The sequence below is a fragment of the Kocuria sp. genome (genome assembly GCF_030538595.1).
Taxonomy (GTDB): Bacteria; Actinomycetota; Actinomycetes; order Actinomycetales; family Micrococcaceae; genus Kocuria.
In genome coordinates this window covers 495746-511438 of sequence record NZ_JAUNTS010000001.1, presented here as the reverse complement: position 1 = coordinate 511438, position 15693 = coordinate 495746, and the positions used below count along the sequence as shown (strand labels likewise).

Here is a 15693-nt window from a genome sequence, read left to right as displayed (position 1 = left end):
GCGCAGTTTGATACCTCATCAGCGCTGATGAGGTATCAAACTGCGCACGGCTTGTGGTGGGAGGACCGGGGCTCGCGGGAACGGATGCTCAAAAGCACCCAGCGCGGGGAGAGATGCGCTTCCGTAGATGGAAAAAACCCGCGAGCACCGGCAGACGCCAAGCGTCTCATCAAAGGGCAACCGTGGGCTGGTCGGTTGGATACGCCCCAGGCGCATGACTGGTGGCACCCCCCAGTGCCAAGCGGTCAGCGGATTCTGCGGCGCCCCCCTGATGCCGTGTGGCCTAGAGCCACGGGGTACATGTTATCGAGTCTTTATCCTTGGCGGGCACCGTCCAGCGGCCATGACGTAAGGTGACAAGGCACTTTTCAGTGGTGTGAACCCTGTCACGCGATCCCGTGCCTTGGTGGACTCAGAGCACGGCCACGTTGAAGAGCAGCCCCAGGAGGTAAGTGGCTATCGCAGCCCCGTAGCCGATGGCCAACTGTCGCAGACCGCGCGCCAGCGGAGAAGCGCCGGAGAGCAGACCAACCAAACCGCCCGTGACCAGCAGCGCCACACCCACCAGTGCCATACCGACCACCAGGGCCCAACCGCCTCCCAAGCCAAACAGGTAGGGGAGAATGGGGATCACGGCGCCGGAGGCAAAGAAGCAGAAACTGGAACCGGCCGCGCCCAAGTCAGTTCCCAGGGCCACGTGCTCGCCGGGTGCGGTCTCCTGATCCTCGGGGGCGGAGTCCTTGAAGGACAGGGAGGGGTCGCAATCGCAGTCCAGGTACCCCAAACGTTCTTGCACCCGGTGGGCAGCCGCTTCCGCGCTCATACCGCGAGCCTTGTAAATCAACTCCAGCTCATTGGCGTCCAGGTCAAGATCGGGTGCTGCCGTGAGGGTGACCTGGGTGGGGGAGGAGGCCTCCAGGAGTTCCCGTTGGGAGCGTACGGAGACGAACTCGCCGGCACCCATGGACAGCGCACCGGCCAAAAGCCCCGCAATACCCGTGAACAGCACCATGGTGGAGGACATCCCGGTGGCCCCTGCGCCCATGACCAGGGCCAAGTTGGAGACCAGGCCGTCATTGGCGCCGAACACTGCGGCGCGGAAATTGCCGGACAGGCGTTGCCGGCCATCGTTGGCCAGGGCTCGCACAATTTCTTCGTGGATTGCCTCATCCGCAGCCATGGCGGGGGAGGCATCCTGGTCGTCCTGGTACGGCGAGCGTGATTCGGCACGCTGCAGCAGAGCCAGAACAAATACGGAACCAAAATGCTCCGCCAAGAACATCAGCACACGGGAACCAGCTGATGGGCGGGCGGGTTTGTGGGCGTGCTCGCCCAGCTTGGTCTCCCAGTGTTGGGCGTGGCGGCCCTCCGCTTCCGAAACCTGCAACAAGATTTCCCGGTGCCTGCCGGTGCTCGATTCACCCAGGCGGCGGTAGATTTCCGCCTCCGCACGTTCCTCCGCCAGGTAGCGGCGCCAGCGGCGAATTTGAGCTGGCGTGGGCTCCTGCCCGGGAGCTGACGTGGAGTTCTCAGCGGCAGGGGATGTGTTGGGGCGTGGCGTATCAGCCATGGAGGAGTCCTTGTCCTCACCGGCCCATCGGGTACGGTGATCCGTAGAGCGGGGAACGGGCCTGTGGCCCGGTGCAAAGGTCTCGTTCGCCCAATCGCGGGTGGCCAGCCGGGACTCCTCCAAGAGACCGGTATGTCGACTGACCGCTGCGTGACCCACGAATGGATGACGCGTGGAACTACTCCCCTTCGACCGATTCAGTTTACGCCACAGGAGCTTGTGCGTGAACGTGAGGTCTGTTACGGGCCTAGCGGGAGGTCATTCAACTGCTGCGCAGCGGAATGACCTCCCCGGAGCTCTGCTCCACTGGGGCCTGGGCGGTGGCGGCCACGGTGGTACCCCACCGGAAGCTGTAGGGATCAGGGCACAGGCGACCAAAACGCAAGCCATCCACCATGCGCTCGGCGGCGGTGACGGGCTCCAGCGGTCCAGCTGTCCACGGGCTGTCCCAGGAGGTGGGTTCATCCCAATGGCCTTCGTCAAAGTAGGCCACATCCAACGGCCAGTGCGAAACCGGAACAGTGACCGTGGTGGACATGGCGCAGGTGACGCCGTCCGGTCCCGCACCGGCCCACGCGGACGGTGTGTTGCCCGTGCCGTCAGCCAGGTATTTGAGCACCAGCTGGCTCTTCCACGGAAGGGTGGCCAGATCATCCGCCAAGAGGTCACGCAGGTTGTCCCACACGGCCTCCGGAATCTGGTCCGCCGGGATCTGGGGGGCAATCAGGCCAATCCCCGGATCGTGGATTTCGCGGACCTCCGCCGCGGCATCCCGAGCCTCTGGTGTCACCTGCCCGCACGGCAGGGTGGTGCGCGTGCCGGAGGTGCTTTCCAGACCCATGGAGCGAATGGCGCAGTTCCACAGCCCATTGCCCATGCGGTAAGCCACCTCCGTCCACGGGACGGGCCACGCGGGAGCATCGGTCAAGCCGACATCGCTCCCCAATCTGCTGCGCACCTGCTCGTACGTGCTGGGTTGGAGGCGGAACTTCTGTCCACCTGCAACGGCTTGGCGCACGGCGGCAATGGCACCCAGCAGGTTGCGGGTGGATGCCCCGGAGGGGTCATAGGTGCTGGTCAGCTGTTCAATGGCCTGGAACGTGGCCTCATCCAACAGACAAGCCGCGTCAAAGTCATGGGGCAAACCTGCATCCTGGAAGACCACCACTTCAACGCCCACGCGGATCTGAGCATCCGTGTAGTGCGTGGCCATGGCGGTGGCTTCCTGGATGGAATAGGGCGGGGCCAGCCGGTTCAACATCTCATTGAGCAGACTCGGAGATTCCTGCGGGTGCAGCAGATGGAAACGGCGACGAATCTGATCGGGGCGCAACCCGCGATCGACCATGTCGGCAATGATGGGACCATGCCGATCCACGAACAGCGGGAGGCCGGGTGATGGCGTGTTCACGTCCGCGTACCTCCTGGGATTGACTACTCACGGTATTGCACAAACGCGCTGATCACACGTGAGGTGGTAACTGGCCGCAATGTGACGCGGCAGCCTATTGTTGACGTGACATCATCCCGCGCAAGTTACTGGTGAGTCAAGGTTTTCACTGACGGAACAATTCCATGACGTCTTGTTGGGTCAGGGCGGAGGAGAACGTGCCGTCGTCGTCCATCACGGAGTCGAACAGGCGTGCCTTGCGTTCCTTGAGCTCCATCACTTTTTCCTCGATGGTTCCGCTGGCCACCAGGCGGTACACCATGACCTTGCGATCCTGGCCAATCCGGTGCGCCCGGTCCACTGCTTGATTCTCCGCCATGGGATTCCACCAGGGATCCAGCAGGAAGCAATAGTCGGCCTCCGTCAGATTCAGCCCCGTTCCGCCGGCCTTCAAGGAAATCAGGAACACCTTGGCCTGACCGTCACGGAACCTCTGGATCACGGCACCGCGATCCCGGGTGGAGCCATCCAAATACGCGTACGGGATGCCCAGGCGATCCAGCCTTGCCGCTGCCAGCTTCAAGAAGCCGGTGAACTGGGAAAAGACCAGCGGGCGGTGCCCTTCTGCCACGATTTCCGGCAGGTGCTCGAACAACGCCTCCAGCTTGGAAGAACTGATGTCCAGTTCAGGATCAACCAGGGACGGGTCCAGGGCCATCAGCCGCAACTTGGTCAGGGAACTGAAAATGGTGAAGCGGTTGCGATTGAGTTCAGGCAACAGTTTGAGCACTTTGGCCCGCTCGCGTTGCAGGTGGAGATCGTAGAGCTTGCGGTGCTCCTGGCTGAGTTGAATCCGTAGGGTCTGCTCCAGTTTGGGGGGAAGCTGCAGATCTACCGCGTCCTTGGTGCGACGCAGCATGAAGTGAGCAATACGCCGCCGCATCCGCGTCAGGGCTGCCCTGTCCGCGGACACCTCAATGGGCCGCTGGTAATCCTCCACAAATTTTCGCCGCGACGGGAACAGCCCGGGAGCGCTCAAACTCAGCAGCGCCCACAAATCGGTGAGCCCGTTTTCCAACGGGGTGCCTGTGACCGCAATGGTGCTGTTTGTTCTCAGCCCGCGAGCCACCCGGTGCGCCTGCGTGCGCGGGTTCTTCACAAACTGCGCCTCATCCAGGACCACCGCCTCCCACTCGGGTTGGCTCCACAGCGCCTCATCCAAACGCAGGAGCGTGTAGGAGGTCACGACGACGTCGTTGCTCGCCGCCAACTGCGACGGCACCTCACCGGAACCCGCCGCCGTACCGGTGGCCGCGGCCACTCGCAGGTGCGGGGCAAACTTGTTGATCTCCGAGACCCAGTTGGGCACCACTGAGGTGGGGGCCACCACCAGGAACGGGTGAACCGCTGGCGCAGTCGTAGAGTCCAGGTCAGACCGGACCGAGGATTCTTGAGTCGTGTTCTGGGTGGCCGACTGGGCCTGTTCCAGAACCCGGGTGAACATGGCGATCACCTGGACGGTCTTGCCCAAGCCCATGTCGTCGGCCAAAATGCCGCCCAAACCCAGCTCATGCAGGGCCGTCAACCACCGGTACCCCTCCACCTGGTAGGGGCGCAGCTGCGCCGTCAAGGCGGCGGGAACGGGTGCAGGATCACTGGGTTCGCGGTGGACCAGACGCTGCACGGCCTGACGCCACTGCACCACGGCGTGGCTTTCATCGGAAAGCTCTTCCAAGTCCTGCCACAGACCGATGTGATGTTTGGAGATCCGCAGCTGGTCGCCGGGGGCCTCCTGGAGGGAACGAGCCTCACGCAACAGTTCACGCAGGTGCTCGAACCGCGGTGCATCCAGGGCAAACCAGGAGCCGTTGGGCAGCATCATCACGTCTTGGCCTCTGGACAGGGCGCGGAACACATCTGCGAACGGGACGTAAAAATCCCCCACCCGCACGGTCACGCCCAAATCGAACCAATCACGGTGTTCGCTGGGCAGCGTGGAGACGGTGATCTGCGGTGGTTCATCCGAAGGTTTGTAGGCAGGTTCGGTTCCGGTGATCCGAATCCGCAGATCATGGACTTTTTCCAATTCGGGCAGCCAATCTCGCAGCAACACCACGGCGTCATATCCCACATATGCCGAACGGCGGAACTCCAGATCTGGCACACGCCGCGCAACGGCCTTGGTCATGGCCGTCTCCCACGTGGATTCGCGTTTCACGGGCTCCGTGCCCAGGGGGTCGGCGGGGCGGAAAGGCAAACGGATGCGTTGCCCACCGTGGCTGTACTCCCACTCCCAGTCCAACCGAATGGTCAGATCATCGTGCTGCACGGTCAGCACCATCTCCGGTGGGGCCACCTCCGGGAGCTCCACCGAGCCGTCGTCGTTGGTGAGCCCAACGCGCTGATGCAGGCGGGGAAACCAGCGGTCCAAGAACTCTTGAATCTCTGACTGCGGCACCGTGACTTCATGCGCGGATTCCAGGAACTGGCGTTGATCGCGGGTCAGGCGCGTGCGCAGCGGAACCAAGGTCAGGGGAAAGCGGTTGGGGTCCTCGGCGCGCTCCACCTCCGCTGGATCAGTGGCCTCCGGGAAGAACACTCCGTGGCCGGGTACCCCCACAATGCCGGTGGTCTCCAAGGACACCGTGCGGGGTGGAGAATCTTGAGCAGCAAGTGCAGATTCGCTGTCCCCATCCTGGGATGGGTGAAACACCACCTCCGGGTGCAGCACCAAATCCCCGTTGGAATCATGGACCAGATCAATCTGAAAGCGCCCCGGCCGGCTGATCCGCACGGGTTGGCCGTGATCCTTGGTGATGAACTGCACGTCCAGTTCTGGGGCTCGGGCCAGTAGGGACCACAGCACGGGTGATTCGTAATGTTCCAGGTAGACCCAATGACGGTCGTGGAGGGCTTGGCGGGAGCGCACATTGGCCAGGGTCCGGATTTCGTCAAACCAGTCAGCTTGTTCGGGGGAGAGCAGCCCGGAGACACCGGCCTCCACCACTTTTTCCCAGTCGAGCCCGCCACGCACCCATCCACCGCGCTTGCCCTGGCGCACGGGGCGCATGCCCACTGTGTAGGGTGCACCCGCTTGGCTCTGCCGCCCGCGATGAACCCTGCGGAACGTGGGCAGCTGTAGATCGAACTCCAATCCAATGGCGGGGGCGGGGAAGTCGGCGTCTTCAACGTTCTGGGCTGCGGCGTCGTCGTCCAGCATGGTGGCCAGAGCCCGCTGCCAGGAGGGCAGCGGGCGGGCCGTGTGGGACTCGGCGGCAGATGAGGTCATTCTCACCATTCTAGGAGCCGCCGGGGACACCCTTGCCGTGGGCCGGGGACAACGCCGAAAGCACCCGCGGTGACCTCAACTGCGCGGGCGGCGGCCCGCGGAACTTCCCGGGCGGACCTATAATTGAGCGCTGAATCGGGGAAGATGACTTCCAGGAGTTCAACCGCGGCCCAAGCCGCAGACGGAGGGTGCAGTGACCGGGACCAACTCGCTGGCGCTTGGCCAACATCGGATCGCGCGTAACGATGCCGAGGCCCAGTACCTCAAGTGGAACGACGCCGTGTGTGCCGCGTTCTTTGGAGGCCACCGGGCGGGTGAGCTGGTTCCCCTGGACCTGGACGAGAAAACTCTGGCGCTGATCGGTGCCGAGCACGGGTTGGACGGGCCGGCCACGTTGCGGGCCATTGCCGATTCGGTCACTCCGCTGCTGGTGTTGGACGGCTCGCGCACCCCGGTTTTTGATGCCTTCACTCGGATGACCACGCTGTGGTACCGCGATTCCCGGCGGCAACTGGACACCCTCTCCGAACTGGCGCCACCGCCCATCGTGGCGCTCCTGGCATTGTTTGCCTTGGCCGGACGGCACACCTCCCGGTTGGCCTCTCAGACCGGCAACAAATCCGCCTCCGCGTTCTACCTCCCGCTGGCTGTGCTGCTGCAAGCCGGATCGGACACCAAAGCCCTGGAAGCCTCCTTCAAGAAGGACACCGAAGCATTCTGGGACGCCCTGCGGTACTGGCTGGAACTGCGCGACGGCGAAGTGGGACTGCCCCTGGGGGATGCCCTCAACCAGCGTCCGGTGGGGCTGGCCCTGGCGCAGACCCTCCTGGGGGAGGCAGAGCGGCGGCAACTGCACCAGATGTTCGCGGACATGGAACTCACCACGGCCCAAGGGCTCTCCCCGGAGGAGCTGGGGGTTTACGTGGACTTCTGGCTTGATGTGGCGGGCACCGATGTCTCCAAACCCATGCGGCAGATCTGGTCCACCTCCGTGACCCGCTACCCGGGCCTGGAAGTTGCCCGGGCGGAGCTGGGCCGGTGGGAGCAGTCCCGTGCGGAAGCCGGTGGGCCCACCCCGGTCACACGCTCCGTGTCCAGCAAGCCCGGCAAGCACTCGGCTTCCCTGGCGCTGGTGGACGCCCTGGACTACATCGGCAACAAGGTTTTTGAGTTCGGTTTTGTGGTGCCCAAGCGCTTCATGACCGAGCGCGAGGTCGAGCTGGAAACCACCGCCGGGCCGCGCACCCTGTTCCTGTCCTACATCGGGGATGCCTACCTGGGGATTTCCGCCCTGACGGCGCGCATTGAGCCGGCCTCTTTGCTGGAGGGGGAGCTCAAGCTCTCCGCCGGAGCACACACCTTTGAACGGACGGCGCGGCCCGTCGTCGTTTTTGCCAAGGATGCGTTTTCGGACACGTTCATCTCCGTGGACCACATTCCGGCGGCGTGGCCGTGCCGTGTTCTGGTGCGTGATGACCAGACCATGATTGATCAGATGCGGGCGATCCTGGATGATTCCGCTTCCCCGGATTACACCCTTGTCCCAGCTGGAACCGCCGGTCTGCCGCAGGGCTGGGCCATGTTTGACGATGTCCAGGTTCTACGCGCGGGCAATCCCGAACTCACGGTCAATGACAATTTCTCCGGAATGGTTCCGCGGCTGGTGCCCACCGTGCGGCTTTCGGGCGGGCTGCGCATCCCGGGCGACGTCGTGCGGTTTTCCGCCCAACGTCCCCCGCAGATCACCGTGGTGTCCGACTCCGCTGACCCGCTCACGCTGGAAGTGGAGTGGCGCCACCCGGAGACCTTTCGCTTGCAGCGGCACAAGCTGGCGGAAGGTCTGGTGCCACCGTTCCAAATCTCCGCGGCGGGTACCCCCATGGCCAACCCGAGCACCGGTGGGCTCAAGCCCAATGACTACGTTCTGGTGCTCAAAGCCGGCCGGACCGTCAAGCAGCGCGTCAGTTTTTCCGTGCGGGACACCTCCTTCTACATGACCCAGCGCTCGCTGGGGTATGAGGGGGAGATGGTGCACACCGACGACGACGCCCTGTGGCCCGTGACCGCTGCCACGGTGGCCGAGTTGCCGGATGAGTACGTGCAGGGGGCCTTTAACAATCTGGATGCCGTGGAGGTTCCCGAAACGGAATTGGCAGCAGTGGAGGTGCCCACCGTCCCCGGATGGCATTCAGCCGAAGGTCAGTTGTTGGTGGCGCGGGAGAACGTGCTGCCCGAGCACCAGGGACCGTCCTGCCTGGCCAGTGGCAAGCACCGCATTGTGCTGCCGCCCATGGACCCCAAAGCCAAGGCGCCCTGGGTGTTTGGGCGCTGCCGCGACTGCGGGTTGGAAAAGCGTTACCCGGGGCGGCTGACCAAGCTCTCCGCTGTCTCCGAGGTGGGCACGGTGGAGTCTCTGCAGTTCATCGGCCCGGAAGATGGGGAGAACCCCACGTCCTGGGCGCCGTTCCGGGACGCTCTGACCTTCCTGGGGGGCGGCAAGCGCTCCACTTTGTCCATCGTGGCTCGTCAGCTGGTGGACACCGAACGGTTCGAGGAATGGTTTGTGGGTCACCTGCAGGCACTCGGGTTCCTGGAAGTCATCCGGGACGAGAACTGGACCGTGCGCCGCTGGCAGGTCTGCTCTCCGGCACTGACGCAGTTGGTGGACGGCTCCATTCTGCTGACAGGTGGGTGGACTCCGGACAAGGAAGCCCTGGTCGGTTCGGCCGCGGAGGCTCTGGGTGGTGCTCTGGTGACATTGTCTCCGGAGGACCATGCCTCCTCCCTGGTGCAGGACGTTGAGCTGGAGGACCTGGCCGAGCAGTTGCCGGATGGGCTGTGCGACGTGATCTATGAAGCCGGACCGGTCATGTTGGACACGCTGGCGCCGTTGTCCACCGTGCAGGACGGATTGGCCCGCACGGAGATGCAGTACAACGGGGTGGCTGAGTTGCTTGTGCCATCGGATGCCACCTGGCGTGCCACCACGGACCGGGAGCAGCCCGGGCTGTACCGGATCAATCACCACCACCGCACCCGCTACGTGTTCCGTACGGAAGCGGATGTGGAATCGGGGCACGGACGGCGCGTGAGCTCCGGGCTGGGCAAGCATCTGGCAGCCCGGCAAGCCGGAACGCCGCTGGTCTCCTGGGATGAGGAGCTGCAGTTGCTGTCCGTGCCGATCGGTGCCGAACTTCCAGGGCTTTACGCCCGGGCCACCGTGTTGTGCTCCGGGGTGCTGCCCACGCGGGTGGATGAGGACTTCTCCCTGAACTACGGGGACGTCTCAGAAGACTTTGCGCGAATCCTGACCGCCAAGCTCATGGGCTGAGCGGGTCAGTACTGGCGTGGGCGCTGCTCTTCCAACCGCTTGAGCTGCCGCGAGATCTTGGGCAGGTAGATCAGCGCCATCAGGGAAGCCACCACAACAACAATGAAGCTGAGCAACATCAAGAGCAGCATGACGGTCTCAAACGGATTAGGTGCTAGCACGTCCATCACATCTCCCAGGTAAAGGTCCTTGTGGGAACCTTAACCCCCACCTCCGCCGAAAACATGGTTTGACCCAAAATTCGGGCTGAAAATTGGGTCAAACCATGATTTCGGCGATCAGTTCATGATCAGCTCTGCTGCTCGCTCGCCGATCATGAACACCGTGATGTTGGGGTTCACGGTCACCAGTTCCGGCATCACGGAGGCATCTGCCACGCGCAACCCGCGCACACCCTTCACCCGGAGCTGCGGGTCCAGGGGAGCCATGGGATCGTCGTCGGCACCCATGCGCACGGAACCGGCCGGGTGATACACGGTGTTGTGGGTCCGCCGGATGTAGTCGGCGAACTCCTCGTCCGTCTGCACATCAGGGCCGGGGAACAGCTCCTGACCTGCCCACTCGGCCATGGGGCCCTGCGCCACGATCTCGCGGGCCTTGCGGAAACCGGCGGTCATGATCCGCATGTCGTAGCCCTCCGGATCGGTGAAATACCGGGGGTCATACATGGGCTTGTCCCGGAAATCGCGCGAGCGCAACCGCACCGTGCCCCGGGAGCGGGCATGGGTGACGTTGGGGGTCAGGCAGAACGCGTTGTCAGAGGTGGGGTAACCCTGCCGGAAGGTGTGCATGTCAAAGTTCACGGAACCGTAGTGCATCATCAGATCCGGGCGGTCCGTCTCCGGGTCCACCTGGGCAAACAGCCCGATCTCCCACCACTGGGTGGATTCGGTGACCATGGGTTTCTTGGCTTCCCACTGGATCACACCTTCCGGGTGATCCTGCACGTTCTCACCCACACCGGGGGCGTCCACGCGCACCTCCACACCCACGTCACGCAGGTGCTCAGCCGGGCCGATCCCGGAGAGCATCAGCAACTTGGGTGTGTCAATGGCCCCTGCCGAGACCACCACTTCCTTGCGCGCGATCAGCGGCCGCGCCGTACCGAACGCGTTGTCCACCACGGACACACCGGTGCAGGTGTCGCCGTCGAACGTCAGTTCCTTCACCTGCGTACCCGGCAGCACGTAGAGATTCTTGCGCTCGTCCTCGATCGGGTGAATGTAAGACACCGACGACGACGCCCGCGTCCCGTCCTCACGCGCATTGATCTGGAAGAAGTTGCCCCCGTTGAGCACGGTCTTGCCAGTGTTGAAGTCGGCACGCGGGAGTCCTGCCTGCTCAGCGGCATCCAAGACAGCCACACCGCACGGATCACGCGGGGGTACATTGCGCAGCCGGACGGGTCCGTCGTGGCCGTGGTGGGCGCCGTCGTCCTGGTTGTTCTCCAGTTTTTGGTAGAGCCGGAAGGCGGTTTCGGCATTCCATCCGGTGGCGCCGAATTTCTCTTCCCATTCGTCAATGTCCTCGGCAGGGGCCCAGAAGGCGATGCAGGAGTTGTGGGAGGAACAGCCACCCAGCACCTTGGCGCGGGCCATGCGCATGTTGGAATTGCCGTTTTCCTGCGGCTCGATCTGGTAATCCCAGTCGTAGCCGGATTCCAGCAATTCCATCCACCGGTTCAAGGTGGTGACTTCCGGGATGTTCTTGTCATGAGGACCGGCCTCCAGCAGGGCCACGGTGACATCTGGGTTTTCGGAGAGTCGAGCGGCCACCACGGAACCGGCGGACCCTGCGCCCACCACAATGTAGTCAAATTCGGTGGGGGTCTGATCTGCGGTTGATCCAGGGGTATTGGGAGTCATGATTTTCTTTCCTTCTCGTACTCGGCTGCGTACTCAGCTGGGTTGGGCGCTGCGGTGCGGTGGGCTCGGGTCAGACGCGGCGCAGTGCGTCCTGGAGCAGCTGCATGAACGTGTCGACGTCCTCGATGCTGTACCCGGTCCCGAAACGCACGGTGTCGAATTTCTTGCCGGCCACTTCACCCATGAGCCGTCGTGCGGTGAGCCGGTCAGATGAGTACTGGGCCACGTGGTCCAAGAAATCATCCACCTGCTCCACCCGGTAGCTGCGGCCCATCCTGGTAGTCCGGAAGCGGCACCCCAGGATCCACTCGGCGAGGTCTTCGGGTGGGTGATTAGTTGACGGGTCCACGGTGGCGATTCCTCTCTGTGCGTGAGTTCCGGTCCCTAGGTTGTTGGGCTGGTCCTCAGACGGTTCGGACCGGACCGGGCTCAGGCGCTGTGGTCGGTGAACCACCCGGTGACGGCGGGGCTGGTGTTCTGGTAGATGTGCTTGACCTCCTGGTACTCGGCCAGCCCGTGCTGACCGAGTTCGCGCCCCACGCCGGAGCGCTTCATGCCGCCCCATTCCGCCTGGGGCAGGTAGGGGTGGAAGTCGTTGATCCAAATGGTCCCGTGGCGCAGACGCCCGGCAATACGCTGAGCGCGCCCGGCGTCCTGGGACCACACGGCACCAGCCAGCCCGTAAACGGTGTCATTGGCAATCTGCACTGCCTCATCCTCTGATGCGAAGGTTTCCACGGTCACGGTGGGGCCAAAGGCTTCATCGTGCACGCAGTCCATCTCCCGGCTGCACTGATCAATCACGGTGGGCAGGTAGTAGTACCCGGACTCCAACTCCAGGGAACCATCTGCGGACGTGCCCGTGGCAAAGGCCCCTCCGCAGCGAACCCTGGCGCCCTGCTCGCGGGCATGGTCCACGTAAGCGGCCACCTTGTCCCGGTGATCGGCGGAGATCAAGGCGCCGGTTTCAGCCTGGTCATCAAAAGGACCGCCCAGCTTGATCAGTTCCGCACGGCGTACCAGTTCATCCACAAATTTCTCCGCGATGGACTGCTCCACCACCAGGCGGGCGCCGGCCGAACACACCTGACCGGAGTGCACAAATGCGGCATTGAGGGCATTGTCCACGGCGGCGTCAAAGTCGGCGTCGGCAAAAATCACGTTGGGGTTTTTGCCGCCCAGTTCCAGGGCCACCTTCTTGACAGTCTTGGCGGCCTCCTGCGCAATGAGGGAGCCGGTGACCAGACCGCCGGTGAAGGAGACCATGTCCACGTCTTCACTGGTGGACAGCAAGGCACCGGCCTGGGCTCCGGCGCCCAGCACCAGATTGGCCACGCCAGCGGGCAGCCCCGCCTTCTCCAAGACGTCCATGAGCAGGATGGCCGTGTGCGGGGTCAACTCAGCGGGTTTGAGCACAAAGGTGTTACCGGCAGCCAGACACGGGGCCACCTTCCAGGCGGCTTGCAGCAGCGGATAGTTCCACGGGGTGATCAGTCCGCACACCCCCACCGGCTCCGTGACCACCTTGGAGATCACATTGGCGTCTCCGGCATCCACCATGCGTCCCGCGTGCTCGGCGGCGATTTTGCCAAAGTAGTCAAAACACGCGGCAATGTCGTCCATGTCGATCTCCGACTCCACCAGGCGCTTTCCGGTGTCCAGGGACTCGGCGCGGGCGAACTCGTCTTTGCGCTCGCGGATGGCTGCGGCCACGCGCAGCAGGAAGTCCCCGCGTTCCGGCGCGGGAACAGCAGCCCACTGTCCGTCGTCGTAGGCAGCGTGGGCTGCGGCAATGGCCAGGGCGGTGTCATCGGCGTCGGCCTCTGCCACGGTGGCCACGAATTCGCCGTTGGCCGGGCAGTGAATGTCCCGGGTGCCGCCGTTGGTGGCAGCCACCCACTGGCCATTGATGTACAGGGTTTCACTCATGAGTGGTTTCCTTCCGATGCTGATGTTGATTCGTCTGCTGTGCTGTCCCGGTGGCGCCCGGTGGGGGAGCCTGCCTCCACCACGGGCAATGCGGCGGTGTTGAGGTCGGTGTCAAAATCGTCTGCCTCCCAGGTGGGCACCGCATGCGGGTCCAGGGAAAGCTGGGTGTTGCCACCCTGGGAGGAGCTGAGCCGCAGGAACTCCAGGTGGCGTTCGTAGTGGTCCAGGACATCGTCAATGATCTGATCGCGGGTGTAATCCAGGATGTCGTATTCATGTGAACCCGTGTGGGAGAAGACCTCCAGACGCACGTAAGCGTCCTGGGTGGGCCTCGAATCCGGGCGCCCAAAGGACGGAATCGGGGCAGCAACCGGGTAGAGCTGGTACATGAAATCGCGTTCGGGGGCCATGTCCACCCGCAGGCTCAGCGATTCAGTGCCCGTGCCCTCCACCGCTGTGCGTTCCAGGGTGGCCTGGGCACCTTCGGCCCGGATCTCCTTCTGAATCTCCCGCAGAGCGGGCTCGGCCACACGGTCCAAATACTGAGTGGCCTGGGCTGCGCTGGGGTAGGAGGTGGCGCGGCGCAAACGACGACGCCAGTGGCCCTCCGTGCTGCGCCCCGACCGTCCCGCCGCCATCGAGGCGCGGGAGCTGTCCGAGCTGCGGGTCTGAGAGATCTCCACTTGGAGTGCTTTCCAGAGACTGACCATGATCAGGTACATGACCACCGCAAATGGCAGCCCAATGATCAATGTGGCATTTTGCAGCGTGGTGATACCACCCACGATCAACATGGCCAGGGTCAGCACACCGGTGGCCACAGACCAGAAAATACGCAGCCAGGGGGCTCCGTCCTGTTTGGGATCGGCAATGGTGGAGGTGAAGTTGGACATGACCAAGGCGCCGGAGTCTGCGGACGTCACGTAGAACAGCATGCCGGTCACCGTGGCCACTGCAATCACCGCAGGTGCCGCCGGGAATTGCTCCAACAGGGAGTAGAAAGCGCGCTCCGGCTGGTTCATGGCGACTTCACCGAAGGCGTCATTGCCGCCAGTGACAATGGCCAGTGCGCTGTTTCCGAACACGGAAATCATGATCAGGATGAAGGCAAACGGCACGGTCATGGTGGCCACCACGAACTCACGCAGGGTACGTCCGCGCGAAATTCGCGCCAGGAACAGTCCCACAAAAGGTGCCCAGGCAATCCACCAGGCCCAGAAGAACAGGGTCCAGCCGGCCATCCACTCGCCGGCATCGTCGTAGGCAAAAGTGTTCAGGGTCATCCCGCCAAAGCCCGCCACAAAATCACCCAGGTTGTTGACCAGCGCATCAAGAATGAAGGCTGTCTGACCGGTGATCAGGATGTAGAGCAGCAGCACGATGGCCAGGATCACGTTGAGTTCGGACAGACGACGGATGCCTTTGTCCACTCCGGACACGCAGGAGATGGTGGCCATGATGACCGCCACTGCAATGAGCCCGGCCTGGGCGGCCGTGGATTCTGGGATGCCAAACATCAGGTAGAGCCCGTAATTCAATTGGGCCACGCCAATACCCAGGGACGTGGCCACACCAAAAATGGTGCCCAGCAGCGCCGCGATGTCCACGGCGTCCCCGGCTCGTCCGTACACGCGACGCCCAATCAGGGGGTAGAGCGCGGAGCGGATGCTCAGAGGCAGGCCGTGCCGGAAGGCAAAGTACCCAAAGGCCATGCCCATCAGGGCGTACATGGCCCAGCCGGTGATCCCGTAGTGGAACAGGGTCCACACCACGGCTTGGCGGGTGGCTTCCAGGGTTTGACCTTCGCCCGACGGCGGTGCGTAGTACTGGCTCACGGGCTCGGCCACGGAGAAGAACATCAGGTCAATGCCGATTCCCGCGGCAAAGAGCATGGCAGTCCAGGTGAACAAGCTGAACTGCGGGGAGGAATGATCCGGTCCCATTTTTGTTTTGCCCGCGCGGCCAAAGGCCACGATCAGCACGAACACGATCACCACGGTGGAGGTCAGGACGTAGAACCATCCCAGATTGGTGGCTACCCAGCCCACCACGGAGCCGATGGCGGTTTCTGCCTGGACGGGATCAATCATGGCCCATATGGACACCGCAATCACGATCACGCCTGTGACCACCAGGACCCACCAGTTGACCTGGGGTTTGGGGTTCAGCGCGGGTGGTTGCAGCACACCGGAGGACGACGGCGGAGCGTCTGACCCCTTTGCGGCGGGAGCTGTGGACGCGGACACGGTGCCTCCTTGAAGCGGACTTCTTGGGAACTGCCTCATGACCGCCGGACAGGCCGCGTTGGGCCCGCTGCGG

The 15693-nt window shown here is 63.6% G+C and carries 9 protein-coding genes; 1 reads left to right on the top strand and 8 read right to left on the bottom strand.

The annotated features are described in order from the left end of the window. Window positions 1-412: 412 nt before the first annotated feature. The 3 genes from Q4G32_RS02310 to Q4G32_RS02300 all read right to left on the bottom strand — a co-directional run bounded on the left by Q4G32_RS02310 (window position 413) and on the right by Q4G32_RS02300 (window position 6249). The gene (locus Q4G32_RS02310) at window positions 413-1570 is read right to left on the bottom strand and encodes a VIT1/CCC1 transporter family protein (RefSeq protein ID WP_303348927.1); all 1158 of its coding nucleotides are present in this window, start codon (window positions 1568-1570) and stop codon (window positions 413-415) included. A 262-nt stretch (window positions 1571-1832) separates the two neighbouring features. Continuing rightward, entirely contained in the window at window positions 1833-2981 is a 1149-nt protein-coding gene (locus tag Q4G32_RS02305; RefSeq protein ID WP_303348926.1) for a hypothetical protein, read from the bottom strand. Window positions 2982-3126: 145 nt separating this feature from the next. Continuing rightward, window positions 3127-6249: a DEAD/DEAH box helicase gene (locus tag Q4G32_RS02300; protein WP_303348925.1), complete on the bottom strand. Its 3123-nt coding sequence runs from the start codon at window positions 6247-6249 to the stop codon at window positions 3127-3129. Between the two features lie 193 nt (window positions 6250-6442). Between Q4G32_RS02300 and Q4G32_RS02295 the strand changes: the two genes are divergently transcribed. Next, a complete protein-coding gene (locus tag Q4G32_RS02295) occupies window positions 6443-9580 on the top strand; it encodes a hypothetical protein (protein ID WP_303348924.1) in 3138 nt (1045 codons plus the stop codon). 5 nt (window positions 9581-9585) lie between these two features. Here the strand turns inward: Q4G32_RS02295 and Q4G32_RS02290 are convergent, their stop codons facing one another. From Q4G32_RS02290 to betT, 5 genes are all read right to left on the bottom strand, one after another. After that, window positions 9586-9747, bottom strand: coding sequence for a hypothetical protein (locus tag Q4G32_RS02290; protein WP_303348923.1), 162 nt, complete (start codon window positions 9745-9747; stop codon window positions 9586-9588). Between the two features lie 111 nt (window positions 9748-9858). Continuing rightward, window positions 9859-11445, bottom strand: a complete 1587-nt coding sequence (locus Q4G32_RS02285; RefSeq protein ID WP_303348922.1) for a GMC family oxidoreductase — start codon at window positions 11443-11445, stop codon at window positions 9859-9861. 70 nt (window positions 11446-11515) lie between these two features. Next, the gene (locus tag Q4G32_RS02280; RefSeq protein ID WP_303348921.1) at window positions 11516-11794 is read right to left on the bottom strand and encodes a DivIVA domain-containing protein; all 279 of its coding nucleotides are present in this window, start codon (window positions 11792-11794) and stop codon (window positions 11516-11518) included. Between the two features lie 80 nt (window positions 11795-11874). Next, the gene (locus tag Q4G32_RS02275; RefSeq protein WP_303348920.1) at window positions 11875-13374 is read right to left on the bottom strand and encodes an aldehyde dehydrogenase family protein; all 1500 of its coding nucleotides are present in this window, start codon (window positions 13372-13374) and stop codon (window positions 11875-11877) included. Then, the gene (betT, locus tag Q4G32_RS02270; RefSeq protein ID WP_441327442.1) at window positions 13371-15659 is read right to left on the bottom strand and encodes a choline BCCT transporter BetT; all 2289 of its coding nucleotides are present in this window, start codon (window positions 15657-15659) and stop codon (window positions 13371-13373) included. Before betT ends, Q4G32_RS02275 begins: the two co-directional genes overlap by 4 nt. Window positions 15660-15693: the final 34 nt, after the last annotated feature.

What these genes read in the sequence shown, in the direction of transcription:
- Q4G32_RS02285 (WP_303348922.1), bottom strand. Translation starts at nt 11,445, where the DNA reads ATGACTCCCAATACCCCTGGATCAACCGCAGATCAGACCCCCACCGAA.
- betT (WP_441327442.1), bottom strand. Translation starts at nt 15,659, where the DNA reads ATGAGGCAGTTCCCAAGAAGTCCGCTTCAAGGAGGCACCGTGTCCGCG.
- Q4G32_RS02275 (WP_303348920.1), bottom strand. Translation starts at nt 13,374, where the DNA reads ATGAGTGAAACCCTGTACATCAATGGCCAGTGGGTGGCTGCCACCAAC.
- Q4G32_RS02310 (WP_303348927.1), bottom strand. Translation starts at nt 1,570, where the DNA reads ATGGCTGATACGCCACGCCCCAACACATCCCCTGCCGCTGAGAACTCC.
- Q4G32_RS02290 (WP_303348923.1), bottom strand. Translation starts at nt 9,747, where the DNA reads ATGGACGTGCTAGCACCTAATCCGTTTGAGACCGTCATGCTGCTCTTG.
- Q4G32_RS02300 (WP_303348925.1), bottom strand. Translation starts at nt 6,249, where the DNA reads ATGACCTCATCTGCCGCCGAGTCCCACACGGCCCGCCCGCTGCCCTCC.